The sequence below is a fragment of the Tenacibaculum mesophilum genome (genome assembly GCF_003867075.1).
GTDB lineage: Bacteria > Bacteroidota > Bacteroidia > Flavobacteriales > Flavobacteriaceae > Polaribacter > Polaribacter mesophilus.
In genome coordinates this window covers 1,532,820-1,549,490 of record NZ_CP032544.1, presented here as the reverse complement: position 1 = coordinate 1,549,490, position 16,671 = coordinate 1,532,820, and the positions used below count along the sequence as shown (strand labels likewise).

12 protein-coding genes and 4 tRNA genes are annotated in these 16,671 nt (G+C 34.3%); 15 read left to right on the top strand and 1 reads right to left on the bottom strand.

Going from position 1 to position 16,671, the window contains the following annotated elements; translation table 11 throughout:
• Window positions 1-19: 19 nt before the first annotated feature.
• From D6200_RS07070 to D6200_RS07005, 14 genes are all read left to right on the top strand, one after another.
• Window positions 20-102 (top strand) — tRNA-Tyr (locus D6200_RS07070).
• 21 nt (window positions 103-123) lie between these two features.
• Window positions 124-196 (top strand) — tRNA-Gly (locus D6200_RS07065).
• Window positions 197-207: 11 nt separating this feature from the next.
• Window positions 208-280, top strand: a tRNA-Thr gene (locus D6200_RS07060).
• 75 nt (window positions 281-355) lie between these two features.
• Window positions 356-1,543 (top strand): elongation factor Tu, encoded by a 1,188-nt coding sequence (gene tuf, locus D6200_RS07055; RefSeq protein WP_047790103.1) that lies wholly within the window; start codon window positions 356-358, stop codon window positions 1,541-1,543.
• 58 nt (window positions 1,544-1,601) lie between these two features.
• Window positions 1,602-1,674: transfer RNA gene (locus tag D6200_RS07050), tRNA-Trp, on the top strand.
• Between the two features lie 52 nt (window positions 1,675-1,726).
• The gene (gene secE, locus D6200_RS07045; protein WP_073184511.1) at window positions 1,727-1,918 is read left to right on the top strand and encodes a preprotein translocase subunit SecE; all 192 of its coding nucleotides are present in this window, start codon (window positions 1,727-1,729) and stop codon (window positions 1,916-1,918) included.
• Window positions 1,919-1,920: 2 nt separating this feature from the next.
• Window positions 1,921-2,469 (top strand): transcription termination/antitermination protein NusG, encoded by a 549-nt coding sequence (gene nusG, locus D6200_RS07040; RefSeq protein WP_047790161.1) that lies wholly within the window; start codon window positions 1,921-1,923, stop codon window positions 2,467-2,469.
• Window positions 2,470-2,533: 64 nt separating this feature from the next.
• Window positions 2,534-2,971 carry a 50S ribosomal protein L11 gene (gene rplK, locus D6200_RS07035; RefSeq protein WP_047790105.1) on the top strand — a complete coding sequence of 146 codons (438 nt, stop codon included), beginning with the start codon at window positions 2,534-2,536 and terminating at the stop codon, window positions 2,969-2,971.
• Window positions 2,972-2,991: 20 nt separating this feature from the next.
• Window positions 2,992-3,681, top strand: coding sequence for a 50S ribosomal protein L1 (gene rplA / locus D6200_RS07030; RefSeq protein ID WP_047790106.1), 690 nt, complete (start codon window positions 2,992-2,994; stop codon window positions 3,679-3,681).
• A gap of 21 nt (window positions 3,682-3,702) precedes the next feature.
• Window positions 3,703-4,221 carry a 50S ribosomal protein L10 gene (rplJ, locus tag D6200_RS07025; RefSeq protein WP_047790107.1) on the top strand — a complete coding sequence of 173 codons (519 nt, stop codon included), beginning with the start codon at window positions 3,703-3,705 and terminating at the stop codon, window positions 4,219-4,221.
• A 50-nt stretch (window positions 4,222-4,271) separates the two neighbouring features.
• Window positions 4,272-4,646, top strand: a complete 375-nt coding sequence (gene rplL / locus D6200_RS07020; RefSeq protein WP_047790108.1) for a 50S ribosomal protein L7/L12 — start codon at window positions 4,272-4,274, stop codon at window positions 4,644-4,646.
• A gap of 240 nt (window positions 4,647-4,886) precedes the next feature.
• On the top strand, window positions 4,887-8,696 hold the full coding sequence (gene rpoB / locus D6200_RS07015; RefSeq protein WP_047790109.1) for a DNA-directed RNA polymerase subunit beta: 3,810 nt from the start codon (window positions 4,887-4,889) through the stop codon (window positions 8,694-8,696).
• Between the two features lie 98 nt (window positions 8,697-8,794).
• Complete coding sequence (gene rpoC / locus D6200_RS07010; protein WP_047790110.1) at window positions 8,795-13,069, top strand: DNA-directed RNA polymerase subunit beta'; 4,275 nt, start codon at window positions 8,795-8,797, stop codon at window positions 13,067-13,069.
• 92 nt (window positions 13,070-13,161) lie between these two features.
• A complete protein-coding gene (locus D6200_RS07005) occupies window positions 13,162-13,473 on the top strand; it encodes a DUF3467 domain-containing protein (protein ID WP_047790111.1) in 312 nt (103 codons plus the stop codon).
• 33 nt (window positions 13,474-13,506) lie between these two features.
• Here the strand turns inward: D6200_RS07005 and D6200_RS07000 are convergent, their stop codons facing one another.
• A complete protein-coding gene (locus tag D6200_RS07000) occupies window positions 13,507-14,193 on the bottom strand; it encodes a Crp/Fnr family transcriptional regulator (protein ID WP_073184509.1) in 687 nt (228 codons plus the stop codon).
• Between the two features lie 104 nt (window positions 14,194-14,297).
• On the opposite strand from D6200_RS07000, the gene D6200_RS06995 reads away from it, so the two are divergent.
• Window positions 14,298-16,670: a heavy metal translocating P-type ATPase gene (locus tag D6200_RS06995; RefSeq protein WP_073184507.1), complete on the top strand. Its 2,373-nt coding sequence runs from the start codon at window positions 14,298-14,300 to the stop codon at window positions 16,668-16,670.
• Window position 16,671: the final 1 nt, after the last annotated feature.

Here is a 16,671-nt window from a genome sequence, read left to right as displayed (position 1 = left end):
AAATATTATTTAAGGTTTAGGGGAGATTCCAGAGCGGCCAAATGGGACGGACTGTAACTCCGTTGTCTTACGACTTCGCAGGTTCGAATCCTGCTCTCCCCACTATCTTAATGAAATTTTATTGCGGGAGTAGCTCAGTTGGTAGAGCGTCAGCCTTCCAAGCTGAATGTCGCCAGTTCGAACCTGGTCTCCCGCTCTAAATTCGTTGCCGACATAGCTCAGTTGGTAGAGCGCATCCTTGGTAGGGATGAGGTCACGGGTTCAAATCCCGTTGTTGGCTCTATTTTAGAGTTTATTTGACAAGAGTTTAAAAATAACACTAAATATATTTAACTAAGAATTAAAATTAATAATCATGGCAAAAGGAACTTATGATCGTTCGAAACCGCACTTAAACGTAGGTACTATTGGTCACGTAGATCACGGTAAAACTACTTTAACTGCTGCAATTACTAAAGTATTAGCAGATGCTGGATTTTCTGAGCAGAGAGCTTTTGATCAAATCGATAACGCTCCAGAAGAAAAAGAAAGAGGTATCACAATTAACTCTTCTCACGTAGAGTATGCAACAGCTAACCGTCACTACGCGCACGTTGACTGTCCAGGTCACGCCGATTACGTAAAGAACATGGTAACTGGTGCTGCGCAAATGGATGGAGCTATCTTAGTAGTAGCTGCTACTGATGGTCCAATGCCACAAACTCGTGAGCACATCTTATTAGGTCGTCAGGTAGGTATTCCACGTATCGTTGTTTTCTTAAACAAAGTTGATATGGTTGATGACGAAGAGTTATTAGAGTTAGTAGAAATGGAAGTGAGAGATTTATTATCTTTCTATGAGTATGATGGAGATAATGGTCCTGTAGTTTCTGGTTCTGCTTTAGGTGCATTAAACGGAGAGCAAAAGTGGGTTGATACGGTATTAGAGTTAATGGAAGCTGTTGATACTTGGATCGAAGAGCCACCAAGAGATACTGAAAAAGATTTCTTAATGCCAATCGAGGATGTATTTTCTATTACTGGTCGTGGTACAGTAGCAACTGGACGTATCGAAACTGGTATCATTAATACAGGAGATCCTGTTGAGATTATCGGTATGGGAGATGAAAAATTAACATCTACTGTAACTGGTATCGAGATGTTCCGTCAAATCTTAGATAGAGGTGAGGCAGGAGATAACGCAGGTATCTTATTAAGAGGTATTGAAAAAACTCAAATTAAGAGAGGAATGGTAATCTGTAAGCCAGGTTCTATTACTCCACACGCTAAGTTTAAAGCTGAGGTGTATATCTTAAAGAAAGAAGAAGGTGGACGTCACACTCCATTTCACAACAACTACCGTCCACAGTTCTACGTACGTACAACTGACGTAACAGGTAACATTAACTTACCAGAAGGAGTTGAAATGGTAATGCCAGGTGATAACTTAACTATTACTGTTGACTTAATCCAACCTATCGCATTAAACACAGGTTTACAGTTCGCAATCCGTGAGGGAGGTAGAACAGTAGGAGCTGGTCAGGTAACTGAAATCTTAGACTAATTATAGTTTAATAATAAAGTATAAGGAGTCTCTTTTTAAAGAGAGGCTCCTTTAAAATACGGGTTTAGCTCAGTTGGTAGAGCACTGGTCTCCAAAACCAGGTGTCGGGAGTTCGAGCCTCTCAACCCGTGCAAAACTAAAACGAGTTGTGGTGAAAACTGCAACTCGTTAAAAGGATAAAATATGAGTAACTTTATACAATACATTAAAGATTCTTTTGAAGAATTAAATACCAACATGACTTGGATTTCTCGTGAAGAAGCTCAAAAGTCTACTGTAGTAGTTGCAGCATTTACAATTGTATTTGCTTTAGCTGTAGCGGGGATAGATAAGGTTTTTCAAACAGGGTTAGATAACTTCTTTAAAATGTTTTAATGATGGCTGATTCGGTGATGAAGTGGTATGTGGTAAGAGCTATTGGAGGTCAAGAAAATAAAGTGAAAACTTACATTGAGACTGAAATTGCTCGTCATGGGTTGTCTGATTTTGTGAACCAAGTAATTGTTCCTACAGAAAAAGTTATTCAAGTAAGAAACGGAAAGAAAATAAACAGAGAAAGAGTTTACTTTCCTGGTTATGTAATGGTTGAGGCTAATTTAGCAGGGGAAGTTCCTCACGTAATTAAATCAGTAACAGGTGTTATTGGTTTCTTAGGAGAAACAAAAGGAGGTGACCCTGTACCAATGCGTAAATCAGAAGTAAACAGAATGTTAGGTAAAGTTGATGAACTTTCTGTTAAAGATGAAAATATTGCAATTCCTTATTCAGTTGGAGAAACTGTAAAAGTAATTGATGGTCCTTTCAATGGGTTTGATGGAACTGTTGAAAAGGTAAATGAAGAAAAGCGTAAGTTAGAAGTAATGGTAAAGATTTTCGGAAGAAAAACTCCATTAGAGTTAAACTATATGCAAGTAGAGAAAATATAATTGTTACACCTATATTTTGATGGGTTTAAGCTTCCAATTTAAACACATCGTTAAATCTTAAACAATGGCAAAAGAAGTAAGTAAATTAGTTAAACTACAAGTTAGGGGAGGTGCAGCGAATCCGTCGCCACCAGTTGGACCCGCTTTAGGTGCTGCCGGTGTTAACATCATGGAGTTCTGTAAGCAGTTTAATGCTCGTACACAGGACAAACAAGGTAAAGTATTACCTGTTGTTATTACAGTTTATACAGACAAATCATTTGAGTTTGTTGTAAAAACTCCACCAGCTGCAGTACAATTATTAGAAGCGGCCAAAATTAAGAAAGGTTCAGGAGAACCTAATAGGAAAAAAGTAGCAAGCGTTTCTTGGGATCAAATTCGTGGAATTGCAGAAGACAAAATGGTAGATATGAATGCCTTTGAAGTAGAGTCTGCAATGAGAATGATTGCTGGAACAGCTCGTTCTATGGGATTAACAGTAACAGGTGATGCACCTGCTTAAACTTTAAAAGATATTTAGAAATGGCAATTACTAGAAAGCAAAAAGAAGCTCGTGCTAAAGTAGATAGCTCTAAAGTTTATAGCTTACAAGATGCATCAGCATTAGTTAAAGAGATTACAAATGTAAAGTTTGACGCATCTGTAGATTTAGCAGTACGTTTAGGAGTAGATCCTCGTAAAGCTAATCAAATGGTTCGTGGTGTTGTAACATTACCTCACGGAACTGGTAAAGATGTAAAAGTTTTAGCATTAGTTACTCCAGATAAAGAAGCAGAAGCTAAAGAAGCTGGTGCTGATTACGTTGGATTAGATGAGTACCTTCAAAAAATTAAAGGAGGTTGGACTGATGTTGACGTTATTATTACTATGCCAAGCGTAATGGGTAAATTAGGTCCTTTAGGACGTGTATTAGGTCCTCGTGGTTTAATGCCTAACCCTAAAACTGGTACAGTAACTATGGATGTTGCAAAAGCAGTACAAGAAGTAAAAGCTGGTAAAATCGACTTTAAAGTAGATAAAACTGGTATTGTACACGCTGCAATCGGAAAAGCATCTTTCGATGCTGCAAAGATTGAAGAAAATGCAAACGAGTTAATTCAAACATTAATTAAATTAAAGCCAACAGCGGCTAAAGGAACTTATATTAAAAGTATTTTTATGTCTTCTACTATGAGTCCTAGTGTAGCTGTAGATGTTAAAACAGTATCGTAAGGCAGTTAAAACTTTTTAATTATGACTAGAGAGGAAAAATCACAAGTAATACAAGATTTAACAGCACAATTAGCAGATACTAGCACGATCTATTTAGCAGATATTTCTGGTTTAGATGCAGCTACTACATCTAACTTACGTAGAGCATGTTTTAAAGCGAACGTACAATTGGCTGTTGTTAAAAACACATTGCTTTCAAAAGCAATGGAAGCTTCTGATAAAGATTTCGGAGAATTACCAGAGGTATTAAAAGGTAACACTTCAATGTTAATTGCTGAAGCAGCAAATGCACCAGCAAAAGTTATCAAAGAGTTCAGAAAAAAATCAAAAGACCGTCCTTTATTAAAAGGAGCGTATGTAGAAGAGGCAGTTTATATTGGAGATGACCAATTAGATGCTCTTGTAAACATCAAATCTAGAGAAGAACTTATTGGAGATATTATTACCTTATTACAATCTCCTGCTAAGAATGTTGTTTCAGCATTACAGTCAGGTGGAGGTAAATTATCAGGTATCTTAAAGACATTATCAGAAAAATAATTTCGCGCACTAATAAACTAAATAAATAAAATTTTTAAAAAACAATTAAAATGGCAGATTTAAAAGATTTCGCAGAACAATTAGTTAACTTAACAGTAAAAGAAGTTAATGAATTAGCTGATATTTTAAAAGAAGAGTATGGTATTGAGCCAGCAGCAGCAGCAGTAGCAGTAGCAGGACCAGCAGCAGGTGGTGGAGATGCAGCAGAAGAGAAAACTGAGTTTGATGTAATCTTAAAAGCAGCTGGAGGATCTAAATTAGCAGTTGTAAAATTAGTTAAAGAATTAACTGGATTAGGATTAAAAGAAGCTAAAGGTATTGTAGATAGCGCACCAGCACCAATCAAAGAAGGTGTATCTAAAGATGAGGCTGAAGGTCTTAAAAAGTCTTTAGAAGAAGCAGGAGCTGAGGTAGAGCTTAAGTAAGCTATACTCCCGAATTATAGAAAAACGGGAAAAAACAATAAAGGTTTAGGTACTAAAGACTCATGTTTTTAGGCCTAAACCATTTTGTGTATATATTCGTTCTTTATTTTTCACATTTTTTGTATTTGTGAATTTACGATTATAAAGTGCTGATTTTTAATCAGTAAGAGCAATTAAAATTGCAGTATTGAAACAATTAAGTTTCAAAAATAATATTTTTAATTAAAAATAGCATCTCTTTTGGCAACGATAAATACTACTGAAAGAATTAACTTCGCGTCATCGCAGTTAGGAGCTGATTATCCAGACTTTTTAGATATTCAGGTGAAGTCTTTTCAAGATTTCTTCCAATTGCAAACTAAAGCTGAAGAGCGAGGAGAAGAAGGTTTGTATAAAACTTTCATGGATAACTTCCCGATTACAGATACACGTAATCAATTTGTATTAGAATTTTTAGACTACTTTGTAGATCCTCCAAGGTATAGCATTCAAGAATGTATCGAGCGTGGATTAACTCACAGTGTACCTCTAAAAGCACGTTTAAAATTATATTGTACTGACCCAGAACACGAAGATTTCGAAACAATCGTTCAAGATGTGTATTTAGGTACAATTCCTTATATGACAAACTCTGGTACCTTTATTATTAATGGTGCAGAAAGAGTTGTAGTGTCACAATTACACCGTTCACCAGGTGTATTCTTTGGGCAATCTTTCCACGCTAATGGAACCAAGTTATACTCTGCAAGAGTAATTCCATTCAAAGGTTCTTGGATTGAATTTGCTACCGATATCAATCAAGTAATGTATGCTTATATTGATAGAAAGAAAAAATTACCAGTAACAACGTTATTCAGAGCCATAGGTTTTGAAAGAGATAAAGATATTTTAGAGATTTTTGATTTAGCTGAAGAAGTAAAAGTTTCTAAAGCTGGATTAAAGAAAGTATTAGGGCGTAAATTAGCAGCAAGAGTATTAAAAACTTGGCATGAAGATTTCGTAGATGAAGATACAGGAGAAGTTGTCTCTATTGAGCGTAACGAAATCATTTTCGACCGTGATACTATTATAGAAAAAGAACATATTGATGAAATAATTGAAGCAGGTGCAAAAACAGTCTTGTTACATAAAGAAGACAATCAGCAAGCTGATTATGCCATCATTCACAATACATTACAAAAAGACCCTACAAACTCTGAAAAGGAAGCTGTAGAGCATGTATATAGACAATTACGTAATGCTGAACCGCCAGATGAGGAAACTGCAAGAGGTATTATTGAAAAATTATTCTTCTCAGAGCAACGTTATAGTTTAGGTGAAGTAGGACGTTTTAGAATGAATACTAAACTTCAGTTAAATGAAGATTTAGATCAAAAAGTATTAACTAAGAATGATATCATTACAATCATTAAGTACTTAATTGAATTAATCAATTCAAAGGCTGAAGTAGATGATATCGATCACTTATCTAATCGTCGTGTTAGAACTGTTGGTGAGCAATTAGCAGGTCAATTTGGTGTAGGTTTAGCTCGTATGGCACGTACTATTCGTGAGAGAATGAATGTTCGTGATAATGAGGTCTTTACTCCAATCGACTTAATTAACGCTAAGACGTTATCTTCAGTAATTAACTCCTTCTTTGGTACCAACCAGTTATCTCAATTTATGGATCAAACAAATCCATTAGCAGAGATTACTCATAAGCGTCGTTTATCAGCTTTAGGACCTGGAGGTTTATCACGTGAAAGAGCAGGTTTCGAGGTTCGTGACGTTCACTATACGCATTATGGTCGTTTATGTCCGATTGAAACACCTGAAGGACCAAACATTGGACTTATTTCTTCTTTAGCGGTTTATGCTAAAGTAAATAATATGGGATTCATTGAAACTCCATACAAAAAGGTAGATAATGGTTCAGTCTCTTCTGAAGAACCAATTTATTTATCAGCAGAAGAAGAAGAAGGAATGAAAATTGCTCAATCTAATTTACCAGTAGCAAATGATGGTAAAATAGAGAGCGAAAGAGTTATTGCACGTGAAGAAGGAGATTTTCCAGTGGAAAACCCTGAAGCAATTAATTATATGGACGTTGCTCCTAATCAAATTGCTTCGATTTCGGCATCATTAATTCCTTTCTTAGAGCATGATGATGCGAACCGTGCACTGATGGGATCGAACATGATGCGTCAAGCAGTTCCATTATTACGTCCAGAGTCTCCAATTGTTGGTACTGGTTTAGAACGTAGAGTAGCAAAAGATTCTCGTATCTTAATCAATGCTGAAGGAGCAGGAGTTGTAGAATATGTAGACGCCAATAAAATAACAATTAAGTACGATAGGACAGAAGAAGAGCGCATGGTTAGCTTTGATTCTGATGAAGTGTCGTACGACTTAATTAAGTTTAGAAAAACAAACCAAGGTACTAATATCAACTTAAAACCGATTGTAAAAGTAGGTGATAGAGTAGAAGAAGGTCAAGTACTTTGTGAAGGATATGCAACACAAAAAGGAGAATTAGCTTTAGGTAGAAACATGAAAGTAGCCTTTATGCCTTGGAAAGGGTATAACTTTGAGGATGCGATTGTGATTTCTGAAAAAGTAGTTCGTGAAGATATCTTTACTTCTATTCATATTGATGAATATTCATTAGATGTTCGTGATACTAAATTAGGAGCTGAAGAATTAACAAACGATATTCCTAATGTTTCTGAAGAGGCTACAAAAGACTTAGATGAAAATGGAATGATTCGTATTGGAGCAGAAGTAAATCCTGGTGATATTTTAATTGGTAAAATTACACCAAAAGGAGAATCTGACCCTACCCCAGAAGAAAAGTTATTACGTGCTATCTTTGGTGATAAAGCAGGAGATGTAAAAGATGCATCATTAAAAGCGTCTCCATCATTAAGAGGAGTTGTAATTAACAAAAAATTATTCAAACGCGCAGTAAAAGATAAGAATAAGCGTGCTCGTGATAAAGAAGCAATAGCAGCTTTAGAAGCATCTTATGTGTCTAAGTTTGAAGAATTAAAAGATGTTTTAGTTGAAAAGTTATTCAACTTAGTATCAGGAAAAACTTCTCAAGGAGTGTATAACGACTTAGGAGAAGAAGTATTGCCAAAAGGTAAAAAGTTTACACAAAAAATGTTAAACTCTGTAGAAGACTTTACACATTTAAGTGGAACTTGGACTACTGATAAAGACTTAAATCAATTAGTTGTAGAATTAGTTCACAATTACAAGATTAAAGTAAACGACCTACAAGGAGTTTTACGTCGTGAGAAATTTACAATCTCTGTAGGAGACGAATTACCAGCAGGTATCTTAAAACTTGCTAAAATTTATGTAGCTAAGAAACGTAAATTAAAAGTAGGAGATAAGATGGCAGGACGTCACGGAAATAAAGGTATTGTTGCACGTATTGTACGTCAAGAAGATATGCCTTTCTTAGAAGACGGAACACCAGTAGATATCGTATTAAACCCATTAGGGGTACCATCTCGTATGAACATTGGTCAGATTTATGAAACTGTTCTTGGATGGGCAGGTCAAAAATTAGGTCAAAAGTATGCAACACCAATTTTTGATGGTGCAAAAATTGATCAAATCAATGCTTTAACTGATGAAGCAGGAATACCACGTTACGGACACACATATTTATATGATGGAGGTACAGGTAAACGTTTCGATCAGCCTGCAACGGTAGGAGTAATTTATATGATTAAGTTAGGTCACATGATTGAAGATAAGATGCACGCGCGTTCTATTGGACCTTACTCATTAATTACTCAGCAACCATTAGGAGGTAAAGCACAGTTTGGAGGTCAGCGTTTTGGTGAGATGGAGGTATGGGCACTTGAAGCATATGGTGCATCAAGTATCTTACGAGAAATCTTAACTGTTAAGTCTGATGATGTATTAGGTAGAGCAAAAACTTACGAGTCTATCGTTAAAGGAGAAGCAATGCCAGAACCAGGTTTACCAGAATCATTTAACGTATTAATGCACGAACTTAAAGGTTTAGGATTAGACGTTAAATTAGAAGAATAATCACAGTGAAATGTCTCAGAGTGTAAGCTCTGAGGCAAATCATTTTTTCAATATCAGTCTTATTATAAGACATTTATTTTTAATTCGAATCCATTATCATGGCAAGAAAAAACGAAAAATACACTGTTAAGAAGTTTAACAAAATTTCAATAGGTTTAGCATCACCTGAGTCTATTTTAGAGGCTTCTAAAGGAGAGGTGTTAAAACCAGAAACTATAAACTACCGTACACACAAACCAGAAAGAGATGGATTGTTTTGTGAGCGTATCTTTGGTCCTGTAAAAGACTATGAGTGTGCGTGTGGTAAATATAAAAGAATTCGATATAAAGGTATCGTTTGTGACCGTTGTGGTGTTGAAGTTACTGAGAAAAAAGTACGTAGAGATAGAGTAGGTCATATTAACTTAGTAGTACCAGTTGCACATATTTGGTACTTTAGATCATTACCTAACAAAATGGGATACCTTTTAGGGTTACCATCTAAGAAGTTAGATATGATTATTTACTACGAACGTTACGTAGTAATTCAACCAGGTATTGCTAAGAATGCCGAAGGAGAACCATTACAAAAAATGGACTTCTTAACTGAGGAAGAATACTTAGATATCGTAGATGAGCTTCCACAAGAAAATATGTATTTAGAAGATTCTGACCCTAATAAGTTTATCGCTAAAATGGGTGCAGAGTGTTTAATTGATTTATTAGAAAGAATCGATTTAGACGAGTTATCATATCAATTGCGTCATAAAGCAAACACTGAAACTTCTAAGCAACGTAAAAATGAAGCATTAAAGCGTCTAAATGTTGTAGAAGCATTCAGAGATTCTCAAAAAAATAGAGAAAACAATCCAGAATGGATGATTATGAAGGTAATTCCGGTTATTCCACCAGAATTACGTCCATTAGTACCATTAGATGGAGGTCGTTTTGCTACTTCTGACTTAAATGATTTATATCGTCGTGTAATTATCCGTAACAATCGTTTAAAACGATTAATGGAAATTAAAGCACCAGAAGTAATTTTACGTAATGAAAAACGTATGTTACAAGAATCAGTAGATTCATTATTTGATAACACACGTAAATCATCAGCTGTAAAAACAGAGTCTAACAGACCATTAAAATCATTATCTGATAGTTTAAAAGGTAAGCAAGGACGTTTCCGTCAAAACTTATTAGGTAAGCGTGTTGATTACTCTGCACGTTCGGTAATTGTTGTTGGACCAGAATTAAAATTATACGAATGTGGATTGCCAAAAGATATGGCAGCTGAATTATACAAACCTTTCGTTATTCGTAAGTTAATCGAAAGAGGAATTGTTAAGACAGTTAAATCTGCAAAGAAAATAATTGACAGAAAAGAACCAGTTGTTTGGGATATCTTAGAAAATGTAATTAAAGGACACCCTGTTTTATTAAACCGTGCCCCTACCTTACACCGTTTAGGTATTCAAGCTTTCCAACCAAAATTAATTGAAGGAAAGGCAATTCGTTTACACCCATTAGTATGTACGGCATTTAATGCCGATTTTGATGGGGATCAAATGGCGGTTCACTTACCATTAGGACCAGAAGCAATTTTAGAAGCACAGTTATTAATGTTAGCTTCTCATAATGTTTTAAACCCTGCAAATGGAGCACCAATTACGGTACCATCTCAGGATATGGTTTTAGGGTTATATTATATGACAAAAGAAAGAAAGTCAACTCCAGAAGTACCTATTAAAGGTGAAGGATTAACTTTCTATTCTCCAGAAGAAGTAACTATTGCTTATAATGAGGAGCAAGTAGACTTAAATGCTGGAATAAAAGTAAGAACTAAAGACTTTAACGAGAATGGTGAGTTAGTAACTCAATTAATAGAAACTACTGTTGGTAGAGTATTATTTAACGAAGTGGTACCTGAACAAGCAGGGTATATTAATGAGGTATTAACAAAGAAATCATTACGTGGAATTATTGGTAATATCCTAAAAGTAACAGATATTCCATCAATAGGTAAGTTCTTAGATGATATCAAAGGAATGGGGTATAAATTTGCCTTCCAAGGTGGTTTATCTTTCTCATTAGGAGATATCATTATTCCGGAAGAAAAACATACCATGATTGCTGAAGCGAACGAAGAAGTGGATGGAATTGTTATGAATTATAACATGGGTATGTTAACGCAAAAAGAACGTTATAATCAGGTAATTGATGTTTGGGGATCTACCAACAACCGATTAACTGAATTATCTATGAAGCGTTTACGTGAAGACCAGCAAGGATTTAACTCAGTGTTTATGATGTTAGATTCTGGAGCACGTGGATCGAAAGAGCAGATTCGTCAGTTAACTGGTATGCGTGGATTAATGGCAAAACCTAAAAAATCGACCGCAGGAGGTGGAGAAATTATTGAAAACCCAATTTTATCGAACTTTAAAGAAGGGTTATCAATTTTAGAATACTTTATCTCTACGCACGGTGCACGTAAAGGACTTGCCGATACCGCATTAAAAACAGCCGATGCAGGATATTTAACACGTCGTTTAGTAGACGTATCTCAAGATGTTATCGTAAACGAAGAAGATTGTGGTACATTAAGAGGATTAGAAGTTTCTGCCTTAAAGAAAAACGATGAAATCGTTGAACCTTTAAGTGAAAGAATTTCAGGACGTACAGCATTATATGATGTTTATGCTCCAACTACAGATGAATTATTAGTTGAAGCAGGAGAGTTGATTACTCCAATTTTAGCTGACAAAATTGAAGCATCAGGCGTAGATAAAGTTGAAGTTCGTTCAGCATTAACATGTGAATCTGAAAGAGGAATTTGTGAGAAATGTTACGGACAAAGTTTATCAACAGGTCAAAAAGTTCAAAGAGGTGAAGCAGTTGGTGTAATTGCTGCACAGTCTATTGGAGAACCAGGTACACAGTTAACATTACGTACATTCCACGTTGGAGGGGTAGCAGGAAACATTTCTGAAGACAATAAGTTAATCGCAAAATTCGACGGTTCTGTAACTATTGATGACTTACGTACTGTAAAAGGTAAAGATTCAGCAGGCGAAGAAGTAGATATCGTAATTTCTCGTACTGCAGAAATTAAAATTACTGATAAGAAAACAGGCATCGTATTAAGTACTAACATAATTCCTTACGGTTCTATTATCTTTGATAAAGAAAGAAAGACGATCAAGAAAGGAGATGCAGTATGTCAATGGGATCCATTTAACGGAGTTATTGTTTCTGAATTTGGAGGTAAAGTTAAGTTCGATAATTTAGAACAAGGAATTAACTATTCTGTAGAAGTCGATGAACAAACAGGATTCCAAGAAAAAGTAATAACAGATTCTAAGAATAAAAAAATCATTCCTTCATTAATTATTGAAGATGCTGATGGTAATGCTTTACGTTCGTATAGTTTACCTGTAGGAGCTCATTTAATGGTAAATGATGGAGATAAAGTAGAAACTGGTAAAACATTAGTTAAGATTCCTCGTAAGTCTGGTAAAGCAGGAGATATTACAGGAGGTTTACCACGTGTAACTGAGTTATTCGAAGCGCGTAACCCTTCTAACCCAGCTGTAGTAGCACAAATTGATGGAGTTGTGTCATTTGGTAAGATTAAGCGTGGTAACCGTGAAATTATTATCGAATCTAAAACAGGAGAGATTAAGAAATACTTAATTAAGTTATCTAATCAAATCTTAGTTCAAGAAAACGACTTTATCAAAGCAGGAATGCCATTATCTGATGGAGCAATTACTCCTATTGATATCTTAAATATCAAAGGACCTTCAGCAGTTCAAGAATACTTAGTAAACGAGATCCAAGAAGTATACCGTTTACAAGGGGTAAAAATTAACGACAAGCACTTTGAAGTAGTAGTACGTCAAATGATGCGTAAAGTTAGAATTATTGATTCAGGAGATACTTTATTCTTAGAAAATCAATTAGTTCATAAAACGGATTTCATCAAAGAAAATGACGCTATTTATGGAATGAAAGTTGTTGAAGACTCAGGAGATTCTGCTAACTTGAAACCAGGACAAATAGTTTCAGCTCGTCAATTAAGAGATGAAAACTCTTTATTACGTAGAGAAGATAAAAACTTAGTAGTAGCACGTGATGCTCAACCAGCAACAGCTGAGCAAGTATTACAAGGTATTACAAGAGCATCGTTACAAACGAAGTCATTTATCTCAGCTGCATCATTCCAGGAAACAACTAAAGTATTAAATGAAGCCGCTGTAAATGGTAAAATTGATACCTTAGAAGGATTAAAAGAAAACGTAATTGTTGGTAAACGTATACCAGCAGGTACAGGAATGAGAGCTTACGAAGATATCGTAGTTGGACCTAAGGATGAGATTGAACAAAGTTTATAAAAACTTAAATTTATAAATAATATCAAGGGTTTAGAGTTCTTAGAACTCTAAACCCTTATTTTTTTAACTAAAACATATTAAGAGACTTAATTATGGAAGATAATAAGAAAGAGCCGCAATTAAATATAGAGCTAGACCAAGAAATAGCAGAAGGAACGTATAGTAATTTAGCTATTATAAACCATTCAGTTTCTGAGTTTATAGTAGATTTTATTAATATTATGCCAGGAGTTCCTAAGGCAAAAGTAAAATCAAGAATTATTTTAACTCCACAACACGCTAAACGTTTGTCAAAAGCGTTAGCAGACAATATTCGTAAGTTTGAACAAGCACATGGAGAAATAAAAGATTATGAGCAACCACCAATTCCAATGAACTTTGGTGGAACCACAGGGGAAGCTTAAAAAAAAATCGTCTATATAGACGATTTTTTTGTTTTAAAAACCTTCCGAAAGCTCTTTTAAAGCTTTTATATCAGTTATATAGATTTCTTTACCTTTTAAATCAATTAGTTTTTTCTTTTTAAACTCTGAAAGTAAACGAATAGCACTTTCCGTTGCTGTTCCAATAATATTAGCCATATCTTCTCGAGATAAATTAATATTTATAGAGCCATTTTCGTTCTTATCAAACTTAGAGTCTAAAAGTAAAAGAGTAGCAGCTAAACGTTGTTTTACGGTTTTTTGAGCCATATCTACTATAATATCATCTGCTTTCTTTAAAGAATTGGCCATTTTTTTCAAAATGTCCATAGAAAAGTTAGAATTGTTTTCTAAATCTCTAATAATTTCTTCTTTAGGAATAAAACATACTTCCATATCATTAACGGCAATAGCTTTTAAATTGGAAGCCTCATTGTTAATCAAACTTCGCTCTCCTAAAATATCTCCTTTTTTTATTAAATGAATAATTTGGTCTCTACCATTATCACTCATTTTAGACACTTTACAAACACCGTCTTTAACACAAAAAACACCATTTATGTATTCGCCTTCATCAAAGAGAACTTCTCCTTTTTTTATTTTTTTAGACGTTTTACATCCTGTTATTCTTATCAATTCATCTTTTGTTAAAGCCTTTAAAGAATTAAATTCTCTGATGATACATTGCTCACACTTGCTCATAGATATGCCCTTTTTTTTGCTACTCAAATATACGGAAAACCTGATAATTATCATGTTTTAATTTGAGATGTTATCCGACATTTGTACTAGGCAAAAGAGTAAATATGGAAAGCACAACATGTTTTCATTGTGGTAACGAGTGCGACACAAAAACAATTACAAAAGAAGATAAATTTTTCTGTTGTAATGGATGCAAAACGGTTTATGAAATTTTTTCAGAGAACGATTTAACTTGTTATTACGATTTTCAAAACAACCCAGGAGCAATACCTGAAGAGATACAAGGAAAATATGATTTCTTGGATAATGAATCCATTGTAGATAAACTATTAGAGTTTAACGATGGCAATGTACAAGTGGTAAATTTATACATTCCACATATACATTGTAGTTCATGTATTTGGGTATTAGAAAACTTACACAAACTACAAGAGTTTGTATCTTCATCTCAAGTTAATTTCCCAAAGAAAACAGTACGAATTACTTACAATTCCGAAAAAACATCACTTAAAGAAATAGTATTACTATTAAGTTCTATTGGTTATGAACCTTACATAAGTCTTGAAGATTATGAGGTAGGGAAAAAGAAGGTAGACCGTAGTTTAATTTATAAACTAGGAATAGCAGGTTTTGCTTTTGGAAATGTTATGTTTTTATCATTCCCGGAATATTTTGAAGTATCAGAATATTGGTTAGAGCAATACAAAGGAATCTTCCGTTGGTTAATGTTTATATTTTCGTTACCTGTAGTGTTTTATGCTGGAGTTGATTATTTTATTTCAGCATACAAAGGAATTCGCTCTAAAATTTTAAACATTGATGTTCCTATTGCTCTTGGAATTTTAGTGCTATTTGTACGTAGTACAGCAGAGATTATGTTGGATTTAGGGACAGGCTTTTTTGATAGTTTAACAGGGCTAGTGTTCTTCTTATTACTAGGGAAGTTTTTTCAACAAAAAACTTATAATTTCTTGTCATTCGAACGCGATTACAAATCGTACTTCCCAATTGCAGTAACAAGAATAACTACGGATAAAAAAGAAGAAAACACGCAAATCTATGATGTCAATAAAGGAGACAGATTATTAATTAGAAACCAAGAATTAATTCCTGTTGATGGAATTTTAATTAATGGAGAAGCGAAAATAGATTACAGCTTTGTTACAGGTGAGGCTGTTCCTGTAAATAAAAAGTCAGGAGATAAATTATTTGCAGGAGGAAAGCAACTGTCAGGAAGTATAGAGATGGAGGTACTAGCTTCGGTTTCACAAAGCTATTTAACACAGTTGTGGAGTAATGATGTATTTCAAAAAGATAAAAATTCATCGTTTAAAACGTTAACTGATAAAATCAGTAAGAATTTTACCATCATCGTATTGTCAATAGCGTTTTTGTCTACAGCATTTTGGTTATACTATGATTCAAGTGTAGCATTAAACGTATTTACGTCAGTACTAATTATTGCATGTCCTTGTGCCATAGCCTTAGCAGCACCGTTTACTTTAGGGAATATCCTACGAATCTTTGGGAGAAAGAAATTTTATTTAAAGAATGCTACAGTAGTAGAACAATTAGCAGCTATAAACTCAGTTATTTTTGATAAAACAGGTACGCTTACCACCAATAAAGAAAATACGATAACATATAAAGGTGAAGATCTAAATAAACTCCAAAAAGCGATATTAAAAAGCTCATTAAGAGCCTCAAATCATCCACTAAGTAGAATGTTATATGCTTCTTTAGAAGAAGAAATGTTACCAGTTGATAATTACCAAGAATATGTAGGAAAGGGAATTGAGACAAGTTATCAACAAACAAGATTAAAAATAGGTTCGTCTTCTTTTGTAAAAAATGCAGAAGAACGATTAAATTTTGATACTTCTGTTCATATTAGTGTTAACGATAAGTATAAAGGAAAGTTTGTGTTTAAAAATGCTTATAGAAAAGGAGTTGAAAACCTGTTTTCAAGCTTAAATAAAAAATATGAATTATCTGTAGTTTCTGGAGATAATGAAGGGGAAAAGAAGTTTTTAGAAGAGTTATTACCTAAAGAAACAACATTTTTATTCAATCAAAAACCGCAAGATAAGCTACATTATGTAGAGGAACTACAAGAAAAAAACAAAAGTGTATTGATGATTGGTGACGGATTAAATGATGCAGGAGCGTTAGCTCAAAGCAATGTAGGAATAGCTTTATCGGAAAATATCAATGTGTTTTCACCTGCTTGCGATGCTATTTTAGATGCCACAAAGTTTAGTGAAATAGGAAACTATATAAAAGCATCGCAAAAAGCGATAAAAATTATTAAGTATTGTTTTTTATTATCTTTAATGTATAATGTTGTTGGACTTTATTTTGCGGTAACGGGGCAGTTGATGCCAGTAATAGCAGCTATTTTAATGCCGTTGAGTTCAATTAGTGTAGTAGTATTTACAACAATAGCTACCAATATTTTAGGTAGAAAAATAAAATAAA